The sequence below is a fragment of the Arthrobacter sp. 10N43 genome (assembly GCF_056394525.1).
Genome location: NZ_JBFTIA010000003.1, coordinates 330,509 through 350,533, shown reverse-complemented (window position 1 = coordinate 350,533; position 20,025 = coordinate 330,509). Strand labels below are relative to the sequence as shown.

Here is a 20,025-nt window from a genome sequence, read left to right as displayed (position 1 = left end):
CAGAGGCGACATGACGGACGAGCAGAACCAGGGCCACGTCCCGGCGACGCGCCGGAAGGTGCGTTCGGGCGAGGACTTCGACATCATCATCGGGTTCCTCGGCTTCTGGGCCGTCGTGCTGCTGGTGGTCACCGTCTGGATGGAGGTGACCGCCCAGCCGGCCCTCTTCTGGGCCCTGGGTCTGCTCGCCATGCTGCTGGCCCTCTACGGGATGATCCGGCTGCGCCGGCGCTTGCCGCGCCGGACGGCCAGCCGGCGCGGCTAGGCAGCCAAGAGCAGGGACTATCTAACTGCCGCGGGGCGGCAGGGCGCAGCACGTCTGCGGGCAGCCGCCAGGCTCCCGCGGACCGTCAATAAGGGGATAAAAGGTGGCACGGACAGAAAGGGCGCAGCGCGGCGGCCATTCCGGCGTCAGCATTGAGGATGTTGCCGCCGCTGCCGGCGTATCCACGGCCACCGTCTCCCGGGCCGTCCGCGGGCTGCCCCGCGTATCCCCGGCGACCCGGGAGAAGATCCTCGCCATTGCCGAGTCCCTGGGCTACGTCGCCTCGTCCTCGGCGTCCGGGCTGGCGACGGGGCGGACCAAAACGATCGGTGTGCTCGCCCCGTTCGTCAGCCGTTGGTTCTTCTCCAAGGCCATCGAGGGCGCAGACCGGGAACTGCACTCCCGCCAGTACAACCTCTCCCTCTTCAACCTCGGGGGCCACGGCAGCCACCGGGAGCGGCTGTTCAGCAAGACCATGGTCTACAAGCAGATCGACGCCCTGCTGGTCCTCTGTATGGCGCTTACCCATGAGGAAATCGATCATCTGCAGAAGATCGACATTCCGCTGGTGGTGGTCGGAGGCCACGTCGAGGAGTGCCCCTATATCGGCATAGACGACTACGCCGCGGCCGCCACCGCGGTCCGGCACCTGATCGGGCTGGGCCACACCGACATCGCGCTCCTGCACGGCGACGACGAAACCGACCTCAACTTCGACGTCCCCAGGGTGCGGATCCAGGCCTTCCACGACATCATGCGCGAGGCCCGGCTGCCCATCCGGCCCGAATGGGATGTGTGGGGGGACTTCACCGTCCGCAGCGGCCAGGAGGCGTTCCGGCGCCTCTGGACCGCCGCCGGGTCCAAGCCCACTGCAATCTTCTGCGCCTCGGACGAGATGGCCATGGGCGTCATTTTTGAGGCCAACAAAGCCGGTGTGCGGGTGCCGCATGATCTGTCGGTCATCGGGATTGATGACCACGACTTCGCCGAGGCCATGGGGCTGACCACGGTGGGGCAGCGCCCGGACCTGCAGGCCGAACTGGGCACCAAGATGCTGCTGGACGAGCTCGACGGCATTCCCGGGGCCGTGCAGTCCGCGGTGGCGCCGCACCAGCTGATCGTGCGGACCACGACGGCGCCGCCGCTGCGCCGGTCGGCCGGCGTGGCCTAGGGATCTGGCCCAAAGCGCGGTCTAGGAAGCGCGGGCCTAGGAAGAGCGGGCCCAGGAAGCGCGGGTCTAGGAAGCGCGGGCCAGCTGCCGGATCGGCACCCAGCGCGAGGCCAGCCGGCGGTAGGCCGCGGCGGCGCCGGTCATGTCGCCCTCCGCCAGGCATTCGATGCCGAGCCGGACGTCCAGCGGCGAATCGTCCGGATAGACCTTGTCCGCCACCCCGCCATAGTCCAGTTCCACCGCCGAATCCGGGTGGAAAAGCTCAAGCCATTCCGTGAGCTGGGTGAGGTCCTCGAGCATGTCCAGATCGGGCGCGGCCAGGGCCAGGTGTGCCACCGCGTAGCTCACCCGCTCCAGCGCCTTGCCGATGCCCGCGCGCATGCGGACGGTCACAATGTGGCCTTCGGATTCGACCACGTCGGTGGGATCCGATTCCTGGAAGAGGCAGAACCAGCTGAAGGGAATGCCCCACGTGGACGCCCGGGTGTGGACCCGGCTCAGGCCATCGTGGGCCCGGACCTCGTCGATGCGTTCCTGGTGTTTGTCCCGCTGTTCTTCCGGGATCAGGAGCTGCGCCAGGGGCCCGTGGATGCCTTCCATCAGGGCATTGGCGGCCAGTCCGGCGCGCAGGACCAGTTGGCTGGGGCAGTACAGCAGCTTGTCGGCCTGTCGCGGGGCAGCCCCCGGGCCGGGATCGGCGGCGTCGCGCGCTGCGCCCGAGGACGCCTGCCGCGCCGGGCCCGGGACGACGCGCACGAGGTCGGTCCGGCCGGTGGGAAAAGGGTCCCCGTCGGAACGGGTGATGCGGCCCAGGGAGGCCAGGAGCTCGGCATTCTCCACGGCGGCACGGGAGGCCTGGCCGGCGCCCGCGGCCCGCAGGGTGACCTGCTGCTGCTCGGGGAACGCCTCGAGGGGCTCGTAGATCCGGAGCGCTGAAGAGAACGGCAGACCGACCTGTCCGCGGTAGATGTTCCCGGTCATTGGATCACGACGCTTCCCTGGGCGGCAGCCACTAGCCCGCCAGTTCCGCAATCACCGGAGCATGGTCCGAGGCGCCCTTGCCCTTGCGCTCCTCGCGGTCGATCATCGCACCGGTGACCCGTGCCGCCAGGGCCGGGGAGCCGAGGATGAAGTCGATCCGCATGCCCTCCTTCTTCGGGAAGCGGAGCTGCGTGTAATCCCAGTAGGTGTAGACGCCAGGTCCCGGGGTGTGCGGGCGGACGACGTCCTGGAAGCCGGCCTCCTCAAAGGCGTGGAAGGCGGCGCGTTCGGGCTCGCTGACGTGGGTCATGGCGTTGGCGCGGAAGAAGTCGATGTCCCAGACGTCCTCGTCCTGCGGGGCGATATTGAAATCTCCCATCAGCGCGATCTGCGCCTGGGGATCTTCCTTCACCCAGGTCCCGGCGTGGGTTTTCAGGATGTCCAGCCAGTTGAGCTTGTAGGGCATGTGCTCGTCATCGAGGGAGCGGCCGTTGGGGACGTAGAGGCTCCAGACCCGGACGCCGCCGCAGGTGGCGCCGATCGCGCGGGCCTCCTGCACGGCGTCCTTGCCGTTCTTGCCGAACACGGGCTGGTCCAGGAACGTGCGTTCGACGTCGTCGAGCCCCACCCGGGAGGCGATCGCGACACCGTTCCACTGGCTCAGGCCAAAGTGCGCCACCTCGTAACCCATGCTCTCGAAAAGCTCCCACGGGAAGTTCTCGTCCTTGCACTTGGTTTCCTGGATGGCCAGGACGTCACAGTCCGTGCGCTGGAGCCAGGCCTCCACACGGTCGGCGCGGGCACGGAGGGAGTTCACATTCCAGGTAGCAATCTTCACAGTCCCTAACTTACCGAACTTGGCCCCCGGGCGAAGCAGCCGGCCGATTCTGTCCTCTGGAAATTAGTAGGAAGTCCGAGTATATTCGGCTTCAGAGATGATCTGGGTCACATGCAAAGGAGCAGTTGGTCATGGTTCGAGAGCTATCCCATTACATTGGCGGGCAGCGGGTGGAAGGCACCTCCGGCCGGTTCAGTGATGTGTACGATCCCTGTACGGGCGAGGTCCAGGCACGGTTGCCGCTGGCAAGCGCCGAGGAAGTGCGCAACGTGATTGCCAACGCGGAGAAGGGGCAGGTGGAATGGGCTGCGATGAATCCGCAGCGCCGCGGCCGGATCCTGCTCAAGTTCGTGGACCTGGTCAACGAGCACATCGATGAACTCGCCACCCTGCTCTCATCTGAGCACGGCAAGACCTTCCTCGATGCCAAGGGCGACATCCAGCGCGGCATCGAAGTCGTCGAATTCTCCGCCGGCGCCCCGCACCTGCTTAAGGGCGAGTTCACCGACAGCGCCGGAACGGGCATCGATGTCCATTCGATGCGCCAGCCGCTGGGCGTCGTTGCCGGCATCACGCCGTTCAACTTCCCGGCCATGATCCCGCTTTGGAAGTCCGGACCGGCGCTCGCCGCAGGCAATTCCTTCATCCTCAAGCCCTCCGAACGGGACCCGTCTGTTCCGCTGCGCCTGGCCGAGCTCTTCACCGAGGCAGGCCTTCCCGACGGCGTCTTCAACGTGGTCAACGGGGACAAGGAAGCCGTGGATGCACTCCTGGAGGACCCGCGGGTCCAGGCCATCGGTTTCGTCGGCTCCACGCCCATTGCGCAGTACATCTACGCGACCGCCGCAGCCAACGGCAAACGCGCCCAGTGCTTCGGCGGCGCCAAAAACCACATGGTGATCATGCCGGACGCGGACCTGGACATGGCCGCGGACGCCTTGATCGGCGCCGGCTTCGGCTCGGCCGGAGAACGTTGCATGGCCATTTCGGTTGCAGTGCCCGTCGGCCGGAAAACCGCCGACGTGCTGGTGGAGAAGCTGCAGGAACGGATCGCGGACCTCAAGGTCGGCCACAGCCTCGCCAAGGACTCGGACTTCGGCCCGGTGGTTGCGGCTTCCGCGAAGGAACGGATTGAAGGCTACATCGCCTCCGGCGTCGAGGAAGGCGCCAGCCTTGTGACCGATGGCCGCGGACTGAAAGTCGAAGGCTACGACGGCGGCTTCTGGATCGGCCCGACGCTCTTCGACAACGTCACCAAGGACATGAAGATCTACAAGGAAGAGATCTTCGGCCCGGTCCTCAGCGTGCTCCGCGCCGAAGACTACGACGAAGCACTCCGGCTTTGCAGCGAACACGAGTTCGGCAACGGCGTGGCCATCTTCACCCGCGACGGCGACGCCGCCCGCGACTTCGCCAGCCGGGTCCAGGTGGGCATGGTGGGCATCAACGTGCCCATTCCGGTGCCGATCGCCTACTACACCTTCGGCGGCTGGAAGGCGTCGGGCTTCGGGGACCTCAACCAGCACGGCGCGGACGCCTTCCGGTTCTACACGAAGACCAAGACCGTCACCACCCGCTGGCCCTCGGGCGTGCGCAGCGGCGCCAGCTTCGTCATGCCGGAAGGCAGCTGATGAGGGCGGAAGTTGCGCGGGGAGTGGCCAGTGGAGCAGCGGCCGCCGAACGCGTGCCCGGGGAAGCAGAGGAAGTCCTGTTTGAGCGGCGCGGCAGCCTCGGCGTCGTGACCCTGAACCGGCCCGCGGCCGTCAACGCCCTGACGGCCGGGATGGCTGCCGCCATGCTGGAGCAGCTCGCGCTTTGGGCCGACGACGACGCCATCGCCGCGGTGCTGGTCCGCGGCGCCGGCGACCGGGGCCTCTGCGCTGGCGGCGACATCGTCGCCATCTACCGGGACATGCTCGACGGCGGGGATGCCACCGCGGACTTCTGGGCGGTCGAGTACCGGCTGAACCTGCTGATCTCCGAATACCCCAAGCCGTACGTGGCGTTCATGGACGGGCTGGTGCTGGGCGGCGGCGTGGGGATCTCGGCGCACGGCTCGGTGCGGATCGTCACCGAACGTACCCGCATGGGCATGCCCGAAACGACCATCGGCTTCGTGCCCGACGTCGGCGGCACTCTGCTGCTCGCCGGCTCACCCGGAGAGACCGGCACGCATGCGGCCCTGACCGGCGACCACCTGAGCGGCGCGGACGCGCTGTTCCTGGGCCTTGCCGACACCTTCGTGCCCTCCGAGCGGTTGCAGGAACTGGCGGCAGCGCTCGAAAACGAAGATGCGGGGGCCGCCGTCGGCCGCTTCGCCGAGCCGGCTCCTGCGTCAGTGCTCGCCGCACAGCGTGAATGGATCGACCCCTGCTACTCCAGCGACGATGCTGAGGAGATCCTGGGCCGGCTGCGCACGGTAGGCGGAGAAGCCGCCGGGGCCGCCGACACGATCGAGGCGAAGTCGCCGACAGCGGTGAAGGTGGCGCTGGAGTCCCTGCGCCGCGTCCGCGGGCTGAGCCTGGCGCAGGCGCTCGAGCAGGAGTACCGCGTGGGCCTGCACTTCCTCGCCGGACCGGACTTCCGCGAGGGGATCCGCGCCCAGGTGGTGGACAAGGACCGTAACCCGCACTGGAAGCCCGCCGTCCTCGCGGAGGTCACTCCTGGCGACGTCGCTGCCTACTTCGCCCCGCTGGACGGGCGCGAACTGAAGCTCTCTCCGAAGGAGAAGAACACGGAGAAGAACAGGGAGAAGAACAATGTCTGACGCAGGAGCCCCTGGTACGGGGACCATCGCCTTCCTGGGCCTGGGGCACATGGGCGGGCCCATGGCCGTGAACCTGGTCAAGGCCGGCTACCGGGTGACCGGCTTCGACGTGGTTCCGGCGGCCCTGGACGCCGCCCGGGAGCACGGCATTCCCACCGTCGGGACCGCAGCCGAGGCCACCGCGGGCGCAGCTGTCGTGCTGACGATGTTGCCCAGTGGCAAGCACCTTCTGGACGCCTACCGCGGCACCGGCGGCGGGCCGGGCCTGCTTGAAGCCGCCGCCCCGGGCACTATGTTCCTGGACTGCTCCACCATCAACGTGGACGAGGCCCGCGAGGCCGCGGAACTCGCCGTCGCGGCCGGGCACCGGGCAGTGGACGCGCCCGTCTCCGGAGGCGTTGTGGGAGCCGAGGCCGGGACGCTGACGTTCATGGTCGGCGCCCTGCCCGAGGACTTCGAGGCCGTCAAACCGATGCTGGAAGTCATGGGCAAACGGGTGGTCCACTGCGGCGCGCACGGAGCGGGCCAGGCGGCCAAGATCTGCAACAACATGATCCTGGGCGTCTCGATGATCGCCGTCAGCGAGGCTTTTGTGTTGGGCGAAAAGCTCGGGCTGACCCACCAGGCGCTGTTCGACGTCGCTTCCGCCGCCTCCGGGCAGTGCTGGGCGCTGACCACCAATTGCCCGGTGCCGGGGCCGGTCCCGGCCAGCCCCGCCAACCGGGACTACCAGCCAGGCTTCGCCGGGGCGCTGATGGCCAAGGACCTGAACCTGGCCCTCAACGCGCTCCAGAGCACCGGCGTCGCGGCCCGGCTCGGTCCGCTCGCCGCCGAAATCTACGATACGTTTGCCGCGGAAGGCGGCGCCGGCCGGGATTTCTCCGGCATCATCACCGACATCCGAGAAAAGTCGGAAGCAGGCAAGTCCGAAGCAGGCGAACCGGGGTCCGGCACCGCCGGGCAGTAGCCTCCCGGCGTCGCGGGCTTAAGCCCGCCACCGAGAACAAGGGTCCGGCGCCGGGCCCGCAACCAGCACCACCGAAGGGGACCACTTTCATGACGGAACAGTACGCGAACATCCTGGTGGAGCGCCGCGGCCGGGTGGGCCTGGTGACGCTCAACCGTCCCGAAGCCCTCAATGCCCTGAACCAGGCCACCATGGTCGAGCTGGTGCGGGCCGTCACCGCCATGGATGCGGACCCGGGAGTTGGTGCCGTGGTGGTGACCGGTTCGGCGAAGGCGTTCGCCGCCGGCGCGGACATCAAGGAAATGCAGTCCAAGGGCTACATGGACATGTACGCGGCGGACTGGTTCCGCGGCTGGGAGGACTTTACCCGGCTCCGCATCCCGGTGGTGGCAGCCGTGTCCGGCTTTGCCCTGGGCGGCGGCTGCGAGCTGGCGATGATGTGCGATTTCATCATCGCGGGCGACAACGCCAAGTTCGGCCAGCCCGAAATCAACCTCGGCGTGCTCCCGGGCATGGGCGGCTCGCAGCGGCTGACCCGGGCGGTGGGCAAGTCCAAAGCCATGGACATGATCCTGACCGGACGCTTCATGGACGCCGAGGAAGCCGAACGCGCGGGCCTGGTCTCCCGCGTGGTCCCGGCCGCCGACGTCGTCGAGGAAGCGCTGAAGGCCGCCGAAGTCATCGCCTCCAAGTCCAAGCCCGTGGCGATGGTGGCCAAGGAAGCGGTGAACGCGGCCTTTGAGACCGGGCTGGCCCAGGGCGTGCTGTTTGAACGGCGGGTGTTCCACTCGCTGTTCGCCACCGAAGACCAGAAGGAAGGCATGGCCGCCTTCACCGAGAAGCGCCAGCCAGAGTTCAACCACCGCTAGCCCCACGTGCCCTTCGCTCCGGGGGGCCGCCGCGGGGCCGGCAGGAAGGCAGCCATGAACACCGGATTCCTGGGCGTCGCTGCGTCCCCGGCGGAGGTTAGCGCCTTAGTCCCGGGCGACGCGCTGGTCCCCGCCCCGGACGTGGTGATGGACCGCGGCTTCGACCTGCCCGGCCCGCCCGGCGCCGTCTGGCCCTGGATCATCCAGCTGGGCAAGGAGCGCTCCGGCTGGTACCTGCCCCGGTGGGTCGAAGCCCTGATCCCGGCCAGGCGCCGGGCCCTGCGGACCATTGACCCGGCGCTCCAGGACCTCAGCGCGGGTGACGTCATTGCGGACTGGGGCGGGCCCGGAGCCACCTTCGAGATCGTGGCGGTCGACCCGCCGCGGGCACTGGTGCACCGATCGCAGCGCGGCGCGCTGGCCGTCAGCTGGGCGATCATGCTGCGGCCGGCGCCGGACGGGGTGGCCGGAACCCGTGTTCACCTCCGGCTCCGGCTTGCCGGCGTCAAGCGCCGGCGCCTCGTGGAGCTCGGCGGCGGCCTGTTCGACCTCCTCACCATCGCAGGGCTCGCGGCCGGGCTGCGGGAGCGGCTGAGCCGCTAGCCGGATGCAACCGCCAGCCGGATACAACCGCTAGCCGGATACAACTGTGGGCGGGGCGGCGGCCCACAGGCCAAGGCGGCCGTCACGTGAAGATGTCTGCGACGTACCTGCCGTGCGTGCGTTCCACTTCGTCCATCCACGCCTCGGCGTCGGTCTTTGAGGCACCGGTCGCTTCCTGATAGATCAGGATGCACGTGTCCCGGACCTGCGGCGCCATGTGCTTGCCGTCGCCGCAGACGTAGACCGTGGCGCCCTGCCTGACCAGTTCGACGACGTCGGCGCGGTCCGCCCACAGCCGGTCCTGGACGTACTTCAGGCCGTCTTCGGGCGCTGTGGAGAAGACCGGCCGCAGGTCGAGGCTGGCCTGCTCGGCCCACGACGCCAGTTCCCCGCGGTACAGGAAGTCGGTGTCCGGTGCCCGGCAGCCGAAAAACAGCAGGGCGGGCGCCGGCGTCGTGTCCTCCGCCTCGGCCCGCAGCGCCCGGTCCTGGACGAAGCCACGGAACGGTGCCAGGCCGGTCCCCGCACAGACCATGATGAGCGGGACCTCCAGGGACGATGGCGGGTGGAAGGCCGCGTTCGAGGGGCGGACCGTCACCGCGACCCGTGACCCCGGCCTGGCCTGGGCCAGATAGGTGGAGGAGGCTCCCTCGAAGACGCCGCGGCCAGACCAGGCCGGAGCCTGGATGACGGCAAAGGTCAAGGTGGCGTGGTCGGGGCTCCACAGCGGGGACGAGGAAATGGAGTAACGCCGCGGGGTCAGCTGGGTCAGCAGTTGCAGGAACGAGGTGAACGACAGCTGGCAGGACGGATACGTTTCCAGCAGCTCCAGGAGTGAGACCCGTTTGTCGAGGATCTCCGCCGCGTACCGCGCGCGGTCCTGGGCCAGGGCCTCAAGTTCGGTGCGGTGTGCCGGATCCGCCGCGACATCCGCCAGGTCCTCAAGCTGGATCCGGGTGGCAGGAATTGCGAGCTCGACGTAGCTGCCGAGCAGTTCGCCCACGGCCACGGGGGCGCCCGTGGGCAGGAACGTGTCTCCCCGCTCCATGCTCAATTGGACGTGCGAGTCGTAGTCGAGGTTGAACCGGGCCAGGGCGCGCTGCACGAGGTCGCTGGGATTCAGCGGCAGCACGGCCAGGTAGTCCCCGGTCCGGTAGCTCATCCCCTCGGGCAGGGCGATCTCGACGTGCCGCTTGGACCGGGCGCCGGGTTTGGCCAGATCGACCAGTTCCCGGTTCGCCACGACGGTGCCCAGGGCCAGCCCGTTCTGGCGCAGCAGCGGGTCCCTGACGTTGCCGACGAACTGCAGTTCAAGCTGGGGCTGCGCGGTTGGGTTGCTGGTCCTCTGCCCGAGGGCGGCGTCCACGGCCGGCCAGAATCCGGCATACCACTCTTCAAAATCGCCGAAGAAGTCCCCGCGGGCGTTGGCTTCGCCCCGGGCATAGATCCGCGCGGCACCGGCCGCCTCGAGCCGGGCGTCGAGGGCTTTGGGCACTTCCTGGTACGTTCGCGCCCAGTCCTTGTTGCCGTTGCCGAAGACCGCATACCGCACACCGGCGAGGCTGCCCGGCTGCAGGCCCTCGGTCCAGGCCACGAATTTCCGCGCGTTGTCTGGCGGCTGCCCCTCGTAGGAGGACGTCACGATGGCGACGAGCCCCTCCGACGGCAGCCCGCCGGCCGCCTCGTCGAGCGGACCGATGGTGGGGCTGTAGCCGCGCCGTCCGGCGTCGTTGGCGATGCGCTGGGCGAAGTCCTTGGACGTGCCTGCATTGGAACCGTAGAGCACGCGGATGGGAACGCCGTTGGGCGTTGCGTCCACCGCTGCAGCTTCCGCCTGCGCGGCTTGTTCGACGGCGGCCTGCGGTCCGGCCGCGATGGCGATGTCCCGCCGGCGCACGTGGATGAACAGCCCTTCAGGCTTCATGGTCAGTGTGTGCTTGATGTGCAGTTCATAGCCCGGGTCCGCGGACGTGACCTCGAATCGCTGCAGGAGTTTGGCCAGGAACAGCATGGCCTCCTGCAGGGCAAATCCCCGGCCGATGCAGGAGCGCTGCCCGTTGCCGAAGGGTTTCCAGGCGTTGGCGGGGATTTCCGCGGCCCGTTCCGGGGAGAACCGGTCCGGGTCGAACATCTCGGCGTCCTCTCCCCACGCCACCTTGTCCCGGTGCAGCCGCGGAATCAGGACCAGGATGGGCTGGCCGGCCGGGAGGTCATAGCGGCCGCCAAGCGTGGTGTCCTGGAACGGCGCGAGGTTGAACGCCGGTGCGGTGGGCCACAGCCGCAGCGTCTCCTTGAGGATCTGGTCCAGGTATCCCAGCCGGGGGAGGTGCTCGAACCGGGCGCTCTCGGTGCCGAGCACCTCGTCCACCTGGGCGCGTGCCTTGGCCAGGACGGCGGGATGGCGGAGCATTTCGTAGAGGGCAAAGGAGAGCAGGCCGCTGGTGGTCTCATGCCCGGCCACGAGGAACGTGACCATCTGGTAGCGGATGTTTTCCTCGTCCAGCCGCTCGCCGGTCACCGGATCCGCGGCGTTGAGCATGGTGTCCAGGATGTCTTCGCTCCCCGCCGGGCTGGGGTTGCGCCGGCGTTCGCTGATCATCTGGTCGGCGACCTCGAACATGAGCGCATGGTCTTCTTCGAGCTGGTGGCGCCTGCGCAGCATGATCTTGTTCTGGACCGGGAGCCTACGCGCCCGGCTTCCGGATTCGACCAGGGACCGGACCATGGCCCCGACGAAGGGATGCAGCTCTTCGCGGTAGAGGCTGTTGAAGCGGTAGCTGAACGAGCACAGGGCAATGGTGTCCAGGGTCAGCCGGGTGGTGTTGTCCGGGACGTCGATCCGGGCCGTGGGGCCGAGCCGCTCCCACTTCAGGAGCAGCTGCTCGGCGATGTCGTCCATGCCGCTGAACATCCGCTTAAGCGCCGCGGGCCCGAACGCCGGCATCAGGATCCGGTGCGCCTTTTGCCAGTTCGGTTCTTCTGTCCTGGCGGTGAACAGGCCGTCGCCGATGAAATCCCGCACCTCCCGAAGGGACACGCCCAGCACCTTGCCGAAACGGGACTCGTCGCACACTTCGTTGACGAGCTCCTGGGAAGAGATGGCGATGACGCTGCGGTTGAAGAACTGGATGCGGACTATGGGGCCGTACCGCTCGGCCACCTCGACTATTCCCAGAATCCCCTTGCTGGAGTCGATGTCCGGCAAGTTGCCGACCACCGGCTTCGGGGGAGGCTGCGGTATGGGGACGCTGGGCGAAGTCATGGCCCCTCCTAGGCGATTGCCAATCGACGCTCCGTGAGCACTAATTGCTGCCTGGCCGGACGGCACTGTCCGGCTCCGAACCACGATACTCCCGTCGGATTCAGGGCAACATAGGCTCCCGCCGCAGTGTGGTCCTGGCGGCAGTCGCAAGGTTGTGACGGATGATTTCCCTGTGACAGATGATGCTCATGATTCCCTGCTAGCATCCGGTCGATGGGCAGAGGACAACTTCACCGGACAGTAGGACTGGTCATCGCAGTGATCGCCGGCACGGCCGCGGCGCTCCTGTGGGCCGCCGTCGCCGCGGGCGGCCACGCCCAAGTGGAGGGCCCGCCGCACGACGTCGTCCTCGGTGTGTGGAACCTGCTCTACAGCACGAACGCTCCTGAGGCCCGGATCCTTGGCGCGGCGGTTGCGCTGGCTGTGCTCCTGGCCGCCGGCGTCGCGCTGCTGGAGCGCCGGATCAGCACCCGGTCACGGAGGTCGGCGAATGTGCGGATCGCCCCGCTGGCCCCAAAGATCGTGATGGAGGCCACGCGCGGACTCTATGCGGGGCCGGTCACCGTCACGGTGCTAATCCCGGCCCACAACGAGGAAGTCTCGCTGCCTTCCACGATCGCCTCGCTGCGGGCGCAGTCCCACAGCCCCGAGCGGATCATCGTCGTGGCGGACAATTGCACCGACAGCACCGTGCAGATTGCCCGCGACGCCGGCGTCGAGCTCTATGAATCGGTCGGCAACACGAAGAAGAAGGCAGGCGCGCTCAACCAGGTGCTCACCCGGATTCTCCCCTCCCTCGGGGCCAATGACGTGGTGATGGTCATGGACGCCGACACCGCGCTCGACGACGGCTTCCTCGACGCCGCCGTGAGGCGCTTCGTGGATGACCGGGCCCTGATGGCGGTGGGCGGCCTGTTCTACGGCGAGGAGGGCCATGGTGTCCTCGGCCAGTTCCAGCGCAACGAATACCTCCGCTATGGCAGGGAGATCAAGCGCCGGCGGGGGAGGGTGTTCGTGCTGACCGGTACCGCGTCGCTCTTCCGGCCGGTGGCCCTGCGCACCATCGCGGAGCAGCGCGGCGAGTCGATTCCCGGGACGAAGGGCGACGTTTACGACACAGCGGCGCTGACCGAGGACAACGAGCTGACCATCGCGCTCAAGTCCCTCGGCGCCCTGATGATCTCCCCGACGGCGTGCACCGTGGTTACCGAACTCATGCCCACTTGGTCCACGCTGTGGTCCCAGCGGCTGCGGTGGCAGCGGGGGGCGCTGGAGAACATCGGCGCCTACGGCGTCACGGCCCAGACCACGCGCTATTGGGTGCAGCAGCTGGGAATCGGCTACGGCGTGATCGCCCTCAGCGCCTACCTGCTGCTGATCTTCCTCATGGTCTTCTCCCTGGACGTGTGGGTCTGGTTCCCGTTCTGGCTGGGCCTTGGCGGGGTGTTCATGATCGAACGCGTTGCCACGGTCTGGAAGGGCGGCTGGCGGGCCCGGATCCTGGCCCTGACCCTCTTCCCCGAACTTTTCTTCGACATGTTCCTGAACATGGTCTACGTCAAGGGCATCATCGACATTTCGCTGGGCCGGACCGCGAACTGGAAACACGTCACCCACACCCCTGCCGCCGACACTGTCAAGGAGTCAGCATGAGCCTCACCGGCGTGCCCGTCCCCACGGGCCTTCTCTTCCCGCAGACCCTCCTGAACACGGAGTGGTTCGCCATCCTGGCGACCTTCGTCGCGATCAATACCGTCATGTACGCGGCCCTGGCCGCGGCGAAGGTGCTGCCGAAGATCTACCGCCCCAGTTGGCTGCGCTCCCGGCATGAGCGCGGCGAAACCCGCAGCATCCACCCCGACGCCCCGCGCTGACACACCGGCAACCCGGTGGTCCCAGCCGGGCGGCTGCCGCAGTACGGGCCATTCGTTGGCCTCGACGAGGGCCAGCACGGGACGTTGTCCGGCCGGCCTGATACCTGCATGCGGCCTTGACGTTCCGCGGTGCCATGGCGGCCAGACTCTGGGCACCGGACACGGATTTTCTGTCTAGGTTTTTTCAACCCATTGGGCACGCCACTCTGGTGGGTCGAATGCCTCGCTCCAGTAGGCCGTCTCCTTGGCTATTTTGCCCTCGCGAAATTCAAAGATGAACACCGTTTCGTACTGTGGGCCGCCGTAGTCCAACAACGCCTCGGCGACTACCAGCTCCCCGCCGCTGGTCAGCCGGCGCGGGGTGATGGTTGGCAGCTGTGGGAAGGCATTGTAGATTCCCCTCCGGTTCTCGGCGCCGCGCACGAGTTCTCCGGATTGTGGCCAGTGCATGACCGCGTCGTCATGAAACAACTCGTCCATGACCGCAACCTGACGGTCATTGATACAACTGATCAGCCGGTTGACTACCTTCTCGTTTGCATTCGTTTCATCCACAGTCTTGACCTGATTTCTGGGGGAGCATCAGTTTCTGCATTGGGCTCGTGTCATGGAGGGGCGGATGTGGCCCCTGTATGAATCCTGTCGTCTTCATGGTCGGAGGATCAGCCGATGGCGGCCAGTGCCCAAAGTCCCCCCGTCCCCGGACCTGCCGTGTCCAGGGGGCACTTCGGCGCCGATGCCGTAGCTCCAGCCAGAGTCGAGGGCGCTCGAGCCCGTCGAGCTGGCCGGGCTCGAGCGCCCTCCGGACCTGAGGGCCGATTGTCTGGGGCGGCCTCAGCCGCTGAAATCCCCGGCGTTCTGGCGGAACGTGCCCAGGATCCGGATCAGCTGGTCCACGTCCTGGTCGCCGAAGCCGGACTGGCCGAAGACCTCGGAGTTGAGCACCGCCGTCGCCCGCTTGGCCAGGGCGCGCCCGTCCGGCGTGAGCTCGATCAGGGTGGTCCGGCCGTCCGTGGGATGCGGCGAGCGGACCACCAGCCCGGCGTCCTGGAGCCGGTCCACGGCATTGGTGACCGAGGTGGGGTGGACCTGGAGCAGTGCGCTCGCCTTGTTCATGGGCAGTGCCCCGCTGCGGGCGAAGCTGAGCAATGCCAGCAGCTCGTACCGGGCAAAGGTCAGCCCAAAGGGCTTGAGGACGGCCTCGATCCGGCCCAGCAGTATCTGCTGGGTCCGCATGATGGCAGTGATGGCGGCCATCGGGGCAGCGACGTCGGACCAGCCGTGGCGCTCCCAGTTCAGCCGGGCGTCGGCGATCGGATCCCGCGGGAGAGGTGTTCCCATGCTCAACCCTGAGCCTTGAGCCCGGGGAAATCGGAGTCGGAGTACTCGACGCCGAAGCCCTCGGGAACGGGTCCGCCGCCGTGCCGCAGTTCCTCGCTGTGCCGCAGCTCCACGCGCCGGATCTTGCCGGAGATCGTCTTGGGAAGCTCGGCAAACTCCAGCCGTCGGATGCGCTTGAACGGTGCCAGGTGCTCCCGGCAGTACCGCAGGATGTCCTCGGCCAGCTCCGGGCCGGGCTGGTGCCCGGCCGCCAGGACCACAAACGCCTTCGGCACTGACAGCTTCAGCGGGTCGGGGGAGGGGACGACGGCGGCCTCCGCCACCGCCGGGTGTTCAATCAGCACGCTCTCCAGCTCGAAGGGGGAGAGGCGGTAGTCGGAGGACTTGAAGACGTCGTCGCCGCGGCCCACATACGTGATGATGCCGCGCTCGTCCCGGCTCGCCATGTCCCCCGTGTGGTAATAGCCGTCGCGGAAAGCCTCCGCCGTCTTGTCCGGGTCGCCGTAGTACGCCTTCATGAGCCCCACGGGGCGGGGGTCCAGGCGCAGGCAGAGCTCGCCGTCGTCGGCCTCCTCGCCGGTGGCGGGATCCACGAGCACCACGTCATAGCCGGGCAGCGGCTTGCCCATGGCGCCGATCTTGATCGGCTGGCCCGGGGTGTTGGCGATCTGCACGGTTGATTCGGTCTGGCCGAAGCCGTCGCGGATGGTCTGGCCCCAGGCGCGGTGGACCTGGTCGATCACCTCGGCGTTGAGCGGTTCGCCGGCGGACACCACCTTGGTGGGCGGGTTCTTTAGCAGGGTGAGATCGGCCTGGATGAGCATCCGCCAGACCGTGGGCGGGGCGCAGAAGCTGGTCACGGATTCGCGGTCCATCTGTTCCATGAGCGCCCGTGCGTCGAAGCGTTCGTAGTTGTAGATGAACACGCAGGCCTCGGCGATCCAGGGCGTGAACACGTTGGACCAGGCGTGCTTGGCCCAGCCCGGCGATGCCACGTTCAGGTGCACGTCGCCCGGTTCCATCCCGATCCAGAACATGGTGGAGAGGTGCCCCACCGGGTAGGAGGTGTGCGTGTGTTCCACGAGTTTGGCCTTGGACGTGGTGCCGGAGGTGAAGTAGAGCAGGAGGGTCTCATCGGCCAGGGTGGGGGCGTCCGGGGTGAAGTCCACGCCGGCGGCGGCAGCGGCCGCATACTGCAGCGAGTCCGGGGCCCCTGCGGGATTCCCGGCCGGATTGGCCGCGCCCGTGCCGATTTCAATCAGCCTGTAGTCACCCGCGACGTCGGCGAACTTGGCGATGTTGGCACTTCCGACGGCGGCCCAGGCCGCGCTGCCGCGCTCCACCCGGTCCTGGAGGTCGGCGGGGCCCATCAGGGTGGTGGTGGGGATCATGACGATGCCCAGCTTGATGCCGGCCAGCATGAGTTCCCAGAGCTCCACCTGGTTGCCGAGCATGATGATCATCCGGTCCCCGCGCCGCACGCCCTGGCCGCGCAGCCAGTTGGCCACCTGGGAGGAGCGCCGGGAAAGGTCCGCGAAGCTGCGCCGGGTGGCGGATCCGTCCTGTTCGACGATCACCAGCGCCGGCTTGTCCGCCTTGGCCGGGTCTGCCGCGAGCTGGTCGAACCAGTCCAGCGCAAAGTTGAATTCCTCGAAGCGCGGCCACTGGAACTCGCTGCGGGCGGCCTCGTAATCCCCACGGAGGGCCAGCAGCCGGTCCCGCGCGGCCCGGAATTCTTCAGTCACGGTCATGGTGCACCTTTCGAAGTCCTCTGGCGCAGCCCTTCCGGAAAATCCGGCGCCGGCGCCGTTGCCTGGGATCCCGCCGGCCCGGCGGGCGCCTGCCTAGTGATCCCCGTCACTGTGCAATATACTAGGACATCCAAGGGTTTGGAAGAGCGGCGCTGCTCTGCGGACAGCGCATGAGGAAGGGATACGTGCCCGTGCAGCCACAAGGACGTGCCGGCGGAGCGCCAGTGCTAACGGAATCAAACACAGCCGTAGCAGACACCGCATCAGCTGCAACACCGGCGGACCCGGCGCCGCCGCCGTTTCCGGACGCCGACCTCATGTACATCGTGGACCTGCTGCCGCCGGAGGAACAGCTCCGCTACCAGGAGGTCCGGGAGTTCCTGCAGTCCCGGGTCCGGGCCGCGTCGATCGACTACTGGAACCGCGAGGAATTTCCCTTCGGCCTGCTCGCGGAACTCGGCAAATACGGCCTGGGCGGGCTGCAGACCGACGGCACGTCCAAGCTCTTCAAGGGGCTCATGTACGTCGAGGTGGCCCGCGCCGACGTATCCCTCTCGGCGCTCGTGGGCATCCACAACGAGCTGATCGTCGGCATGATCGATGAGCTGGGCTCGGAGGAGCAGAAGGCACGCTGGCTCCCGGGCCTCACCGCGTTCACCCAGCTCGGAGCCTTCGCGTTGACTGAGCCGGACCACGGCTCGGACATCGCAGGCGGCCTGGAAACCACCGCCCGGCTGGAGGACGGCGAATGGGTCATCAACGGTGCCAAGCGGTGGATCGGCGCCGGCACCATCGCGGACTTTGCCCTCGTGTGGGCCCGGGACGTCGCCGACCAGCACATCAAGGGCTTCATCGTCGAGACCGACCGTCCCGGCTACACAGCAACGAAGATCGCCAATAAGATCGGCCTGCGCATCATGCAGAACGCCGACATTGTCCTCGACGAGGTCCGCATCCCGGCGGCCAACCTGCTGCCCGGCGCCACCGACTTCTCCAAGGCCAACGAGCTCCTGCGCGACTCGCGGGCCTGGGTGGGCTGGCAGGGCGCCGGCATCCAGCTGGCCGCGTTCGACGTCGCGCGCGCCTATTCGCTGCGGCGCCGCCAGTTCGGCAAGGAACTGGCACGCTTCCAGCTCATCCAGCAGCAGCTCGCCGAGATCCTGGGCAACGCGACCGCGTCCCTGGCCCTGATGGCCCAGCTGGCGAGAATCCAGGAGGACGGCAAGCTCGAGATGGTCCAGGCCGCCATGGCCAAATCCACCACCACGCGGCTGGCGCGCGCCTCGGTGGCGATGGGCCGGTCCCTCATGGGCGGCAACGGCATCAGCAGCGACTACGAGATGGGCAAGCTCTTCGGCGACGCCGAAATCCTCTACACCTACGAGGGCAGCTACGAAATCAATTCACTGATCGTGGCCCGGGCCGTGACGGGAAAGTCCGCCTTCGTCTAGGCTCCCCGCGTGGTCTGGGCTTCCCGCGCGTCAGCGGCGCCGGGCGCCTGTTCCCGGGCGGCGGCGGTGGGGTGGCCGTACCGGGACGTGCGGTTGCGGCCACCGTTTTTGGCCTCGTACAGGGCCCGGTCCGCACAGTCCAGGAGGGAGCCGGCCTCGGCGTCGCGCTGCTCGCAGACCCCGGCCGAGATCGTCAGGTAACCGACCTCGCCGAACGGCTCGGACGCGATGGCCTTCCGGGCACGTTCGGCGGCGAGCAGGGCCTCGGCGCCGTCGGTCCCCGGGAGCAGCCACACGAACTCCTCGCCGCCAAACCGGGCCACGATCTCCTTCGTGCGGGCGACCGTCCGGAGCCGCGCGGCGACCTCCGCCAGGACGACGTCGCCCATCAGGTGGCCGTAAGTGTCGTTGATCCGCTTGAAGTGGTCGATATCCAGGACGATCGCGCTCAGGTAAGTCCCGCGGCTACCGGCCAGCGCAATCTGTTCGGCGAGGTGCCGTTCCAGGGACCGCCGGTTGGGCAGGCCGCTCAGGGCATCGGTCGTGGCCTGCTGCTCCAGGTCCGTCCGGGCCTCCGTGTTGCCGATGGCGATTTCGACGAGCTCCGCGAACTGGGCCAACCGCTCCATCATGGCTTCCGTGACCCCGGTGCGCGACTTCGAGGTCAGGGTCACCGCGCCCCACAGGCCGCCGCGGACGCGGATCGGCGCCGCCGCGGCGGACTGGAAGCCGCCGGCGCGCATCTGCTCCGCTGCCGGTCCGCCCTCCGCCCCGTAAACGACGAGGGCCGGTTTGCCGGTCACGGCCACCCGGACGGTGGCGGATTCGTCTGTCGGGGCGAAGATCTGCCGCCGGCTCAGCGTCGGCGGGAGCGTCGGGGCCATCGCAACGATTTCCGCCGAGGACGCGCCGGTGAAACGAACGACGGCGGCCGAATCGACGTTGAACAGCTCCCGGACGATCGCGGCGACCCGCTCCGAGATGGCCTCGGGGGCTGCGTTGCGGGCGACTTCGGTCGCCAATTCGTGCAGGGCCTGCCACACCTGCTGTTGCTGCAGGCGCTCGGTGACGTCGACCGCCACCACCATGCCGGCCGCGGCGCCGTCGTCGTCGGAATAGACCGGGCCGGCCTTCAGCCGGTATGTGCGGTGGCCGATCTGCCGGCTCCAGGAGACCTCGCGGCCGGCCAGGGCCGCACGGTAGCGGGGCTCGAGCTCGCTGGCGAGGTCGCCCTTGAGCACGTCCTGGATGCGCTGGCCTTCGAGCTCTTCCCTGCGGTAGCCGAAGGTCTCCAGCTCCTGGCCCTCGGCGATCAGGTAGCGCAGCTCGGCGTCGAAGAGGAGTACGAAGACGCCGGGAACGCTGCGCGCCAGCGCCCGGTACCGGTCCATGTCCCGTTGCCGGCGCCGGTCGGCCAGCACCCGTTCGGTGATGTCGGTGATCACGACGAAGTAGCCCTGTACCGCGCCATCGCGGGCATCGGGGGTGTACGTGACCTGGGTGTGGCGCGACTCGCCTTCAGAATCCACGAGGGTCCGCTCAAACTGCTGCGCCTCTCCGGCGAGCACCCGCTCGATGAGCGGCCGGGTCGTTTCGAAGGCCACATCCCCGATCACGTCCCGGACATGCAAGCCATTGAGCTGCTGGGGTTCGAACCCGAACCACTCGCAGTAGGCGTCGTTGGCCAGGCGGTTGCGCAGTTCGTTGTCCCAGTAGCCCACGAGGGCCGGTATCCCGTTGAGGACGGCCCGCAGCTGCGCCGGGATCTCAGGCAGTGGCGACGGATCGGCATCGTCCCTGCTGAGCGGGCTGCAATTAGTCATTGCCCCAGTATCCATTGCCGGTCACGGCATCGGAAAACCAACAGGCGAAGCTGCCGGAAAAA

17 protein-coding genes are annotated in these 20,025 nt (G+C 68.0%); 10 read left to right on the top strand and 7 right to left on the bottom strand.

Annotation, left to right across the window (positions count from 1 at the left end):
* The first annotated feature begins 10 nt into the window (after positions 1–10).
* Complete coding sequence (locus tag AC1DDO_RS06425) at positions 11–265, top strand: hypothetical protein (RefSeq protein ID WP_243181375.1); 255 nt, start codon at positions 11–13, stop codon at positions 263–265.
* 103 nt (positions 266–368) lie between these two features.
* The gene (locus AC1DDO_RS06420; protein WP_476867001.1) at positions 369–1,436 is read left to right on the top strand and encodes a LacI family DNA-binding transcriptional regulator; all 1,068 of its coding nucleotides are present in this window, start codon (positions 369–371) and stop codon (positions 1,434–1,436) included.
* Between the two features lie 66 nt (positions 1,437–1,502).
* Here the strand turns inward: AC1DDO_RS06420 and AC1DDO_RS06415 are convergent, their stop codons facing one another.
* Both AC1DDO_RS06415 and AC1DDO_RS06410 read right to left on the bottom strand, forming a co-directional pair.
* Complete coding sequence (locus AC1DDO_RS06415) at positions 1,503–2,417, bottom strand: DUF8083 family protein (RefSeq protein ID WP_476867002.1); 915 nt, start codon at positions 2,415–2,417, stop codon at positions 1,503–1,505.
* Between the two features lie 31 nt (positions 2,418–2,448).
* On the bottom strand, positions 2,449–3,255 hold the full coding sequence (locus tag AC1DDO_RS06410) for an exodeoxyribonuclease III (protein ID WP_476867003.1): 807 nt from the start codon (positions 3,253–3,255) through the stop codon (positions 2,449–2,451).
* Between the two features lie 131 nt (positions 3,256–3,386).
* Between AC1DDO_RS06410 and AC1DDO_RS06405 the strand changes: the two genes are divergently transcribed.
* From AC1DDO_RS06405 to AC1DDO_RS06385, 5 genes are all read left to right on the top strand, one after another.
* Positions 3,387–4,886 (top strand): CoA-acylating methylmalonate-semialdehyde dehydrogenase, encoded by a 1,500-nt coding sequence (locus AC1DDO_RS06405; RefSeq protein WP_476867004.1) that lies wholly within the window; start codon positions 3,387–3,389, stop codon positions 4,884–4,886.
* Positions 4,886–6,022: an enoyl-CoA hydratase/isomerase family protein gene (locus AC1DDO_RS06400; RefSeq protein ID WP_476867005.1), complete on the top strand. Its 1,137-nt coding sequence runs from the start codon at positions 4,886–4,888 to the stop codon at positions 6,020–6,022. The genes AC1DDO_RS06405 and AC1DDO_RS06400 overlap by 1 nt, the downstream gene beginning before the upstream one ends.
* Positions 6,015–6,989, top strand: a complete 975-nt coding sequence (gene mmsB / locus AC1DDO_RS06395) for a 3-hydroxyisobutyrate dehydrogenase (protein ID WP_476867006.1) — start codon at positions 6,015–6,017, stop codon at positions 6,987–6,989. The genes AC1DDO_RS06400 and mmsB overlap by 8 nt, the downstream gene beginning before the upstream one ends.
* Positions 6,990–7,078: 89 nt before the next feature.
* Positions 7,079–7,858: an enoyl-CoA hydratase gene (locus tag AC1DDO_RS06390; protein WP_476867007.1), complete on the top strand. Its 780-nt coding sequence runs from the start codon at positions 7,079–7,081 to the stop codon at positions 7,856–7,858.
* Positions 7,859–7,912: 54 nt separating this feature from the next.
* Complete coding sequence (locus AC1DDO_RS06385; RefSeq protein WP_476867008.1) at positions 7,913–8,461, top strand: hypothetical protein; 549 nt, start codon at positions 7,913–7,915, stop codon at positions 8,459–8,461.
* Positions 8,462–8,543: 82 nt separating this feature from the next.
* Here AC1DDO_RS06385 and AC1DDO_RS06380 read toward each other — a convergent pair whose 3' ends face one another.
* Positions 8,544–11,723 carry a bifunctional cytochrome P450/NADPH--P450 reductase gene (locus AC1DDO_RS06380; protein ID WP_476867009.1) on the bottom strand — a complete coding sequence of 1,060 codons (3,180 nt, stop codon included), beginning with the start codon at positions 11,721–11,723 and terminating at the stop codon, positions 8,544–8,546.
* A 213-nt stretch (positions 11,724–11,936) separates the two neighbouring features.
* On the opposite strand from AC1DDO_RS06380, the gene AC1DDO_RS06375 reads away from it, so the two are divergent.
* Both AC1DDO_RS06375 and AC1DDO_RS06370 read left to right on the top strand, forming a co-directional pair.
* Positions 11,937–13,376 carry a glycosyltransferase family 2 protein gene (locus AC1DDO_RS06375; RefSeq protein ID WP_476867010.1) on the top strand — a complete coding sequence of 480 codons (1,440 nt, stop codon included), beginning with the start codon at positions 11,937–11,939 and terminating at the stop codon, positions 13,374–13,376.
* Positions 13,373–13,597: a hypothetical protein gene (locus AC1DDO_RS06370; RefSeq protein ID WP_476867011.1), complete on the top strand. Its 225-nt coding sequence runs from the start codon at positions 13,373–13,375 to the stop codon at positions 13,595–13,597. The genes AC1DDO_RS06375 and AC1DDO_RS06370 overlap by 4 nt, the downstream gene beginning before the upstream one ends.
* Positions 13,598–13,771: 174 nt before the next feature.
* Here the strand turns inward: AC1DDO_RS06370 and AC1DDO_RS06365 are convergent, their stop codons facing one another.
* The 3 genes from AC1DDO_RS06365 to AC1DDO_RS06355 all read right to left on the bottom strand — a co-directional run bounded on the left by AC1DDO_RS06365 (position 13,772) and on the right by AC1DDO_RS06355 (position 16,689).
* Positions 13,772–14,152, bottom strand: coding sequence for a nuclear transport factor 2 family protein (locus tag AC1DDO_RS06365; RefSeq protein ID WP_476867012.1), 381 nt, complete (start codon positions 14,150–14,152; stop codon positions 13,772–13,774).
* Positions 14,153–14,431: 279 nt separating this feature from the next.
* Positions 14,432–14,938 carry a MarR family winged helix-turn-helix transcriptional regulator gene (locus AC1DDO_RS06360; protein ID WP_476971628.1) on the bottom strand — a complete coding sequence of 169 codons (507 nt, stop codon included), beginning with the start codon at positions 14,936–14,938 and terminating at the stop codon, positions 14,432–14,434.
* A 2-nt stretch (positions 14,939–14,940) separates the two neighbouring features.
* Entirely contained in the window at positions 14,941–16,689 is a 1,749-nt protein-coding gene (locus tag AC1DDO_RS06355; protein WP_476867014.1) for an AMP-binding protein, read from the bottom strand.
* A gap of 317 nt (positions 16,690–17,006) precedes the next feature.
* Between AC1DDO_RS06355 and AC1DDO_RS06350 the strand changes: the two genes are divergently transcribed.
* Positions 17,007–18,140: an acyl-CoA dehydrogenase family protein gene (locus AC1DDO_RS06350; RefSeq protein WP_476867083.1), complete on the top strand. Its 1,134-nt coding sequence runs from the start codon at positions 17,007–17,009 to the stop codon at positions 18,138–18,140.
* Here AC1DDO_RS06350 and AC1DDO_RS06345 read toward each other — a convergent pair.
* Positions 18,137–19,963, bottom strand: coding sequence for a sensor domain-containing diguanylate cyclase (locus tag AC1DDO_RS06345; protein ID WP_476867015.1), 1,827 nt, complete (start codon positions 19,961–19,963; stop codon positions 18,137–18,139). The two genes, AC1DDO_RS06350 and AC1DDO_RS06345, sit on opposite strands and share 4 nt — an antisense overlap.
* Positions 19,964–20,025: the final 62 nt, after the last annotated feature.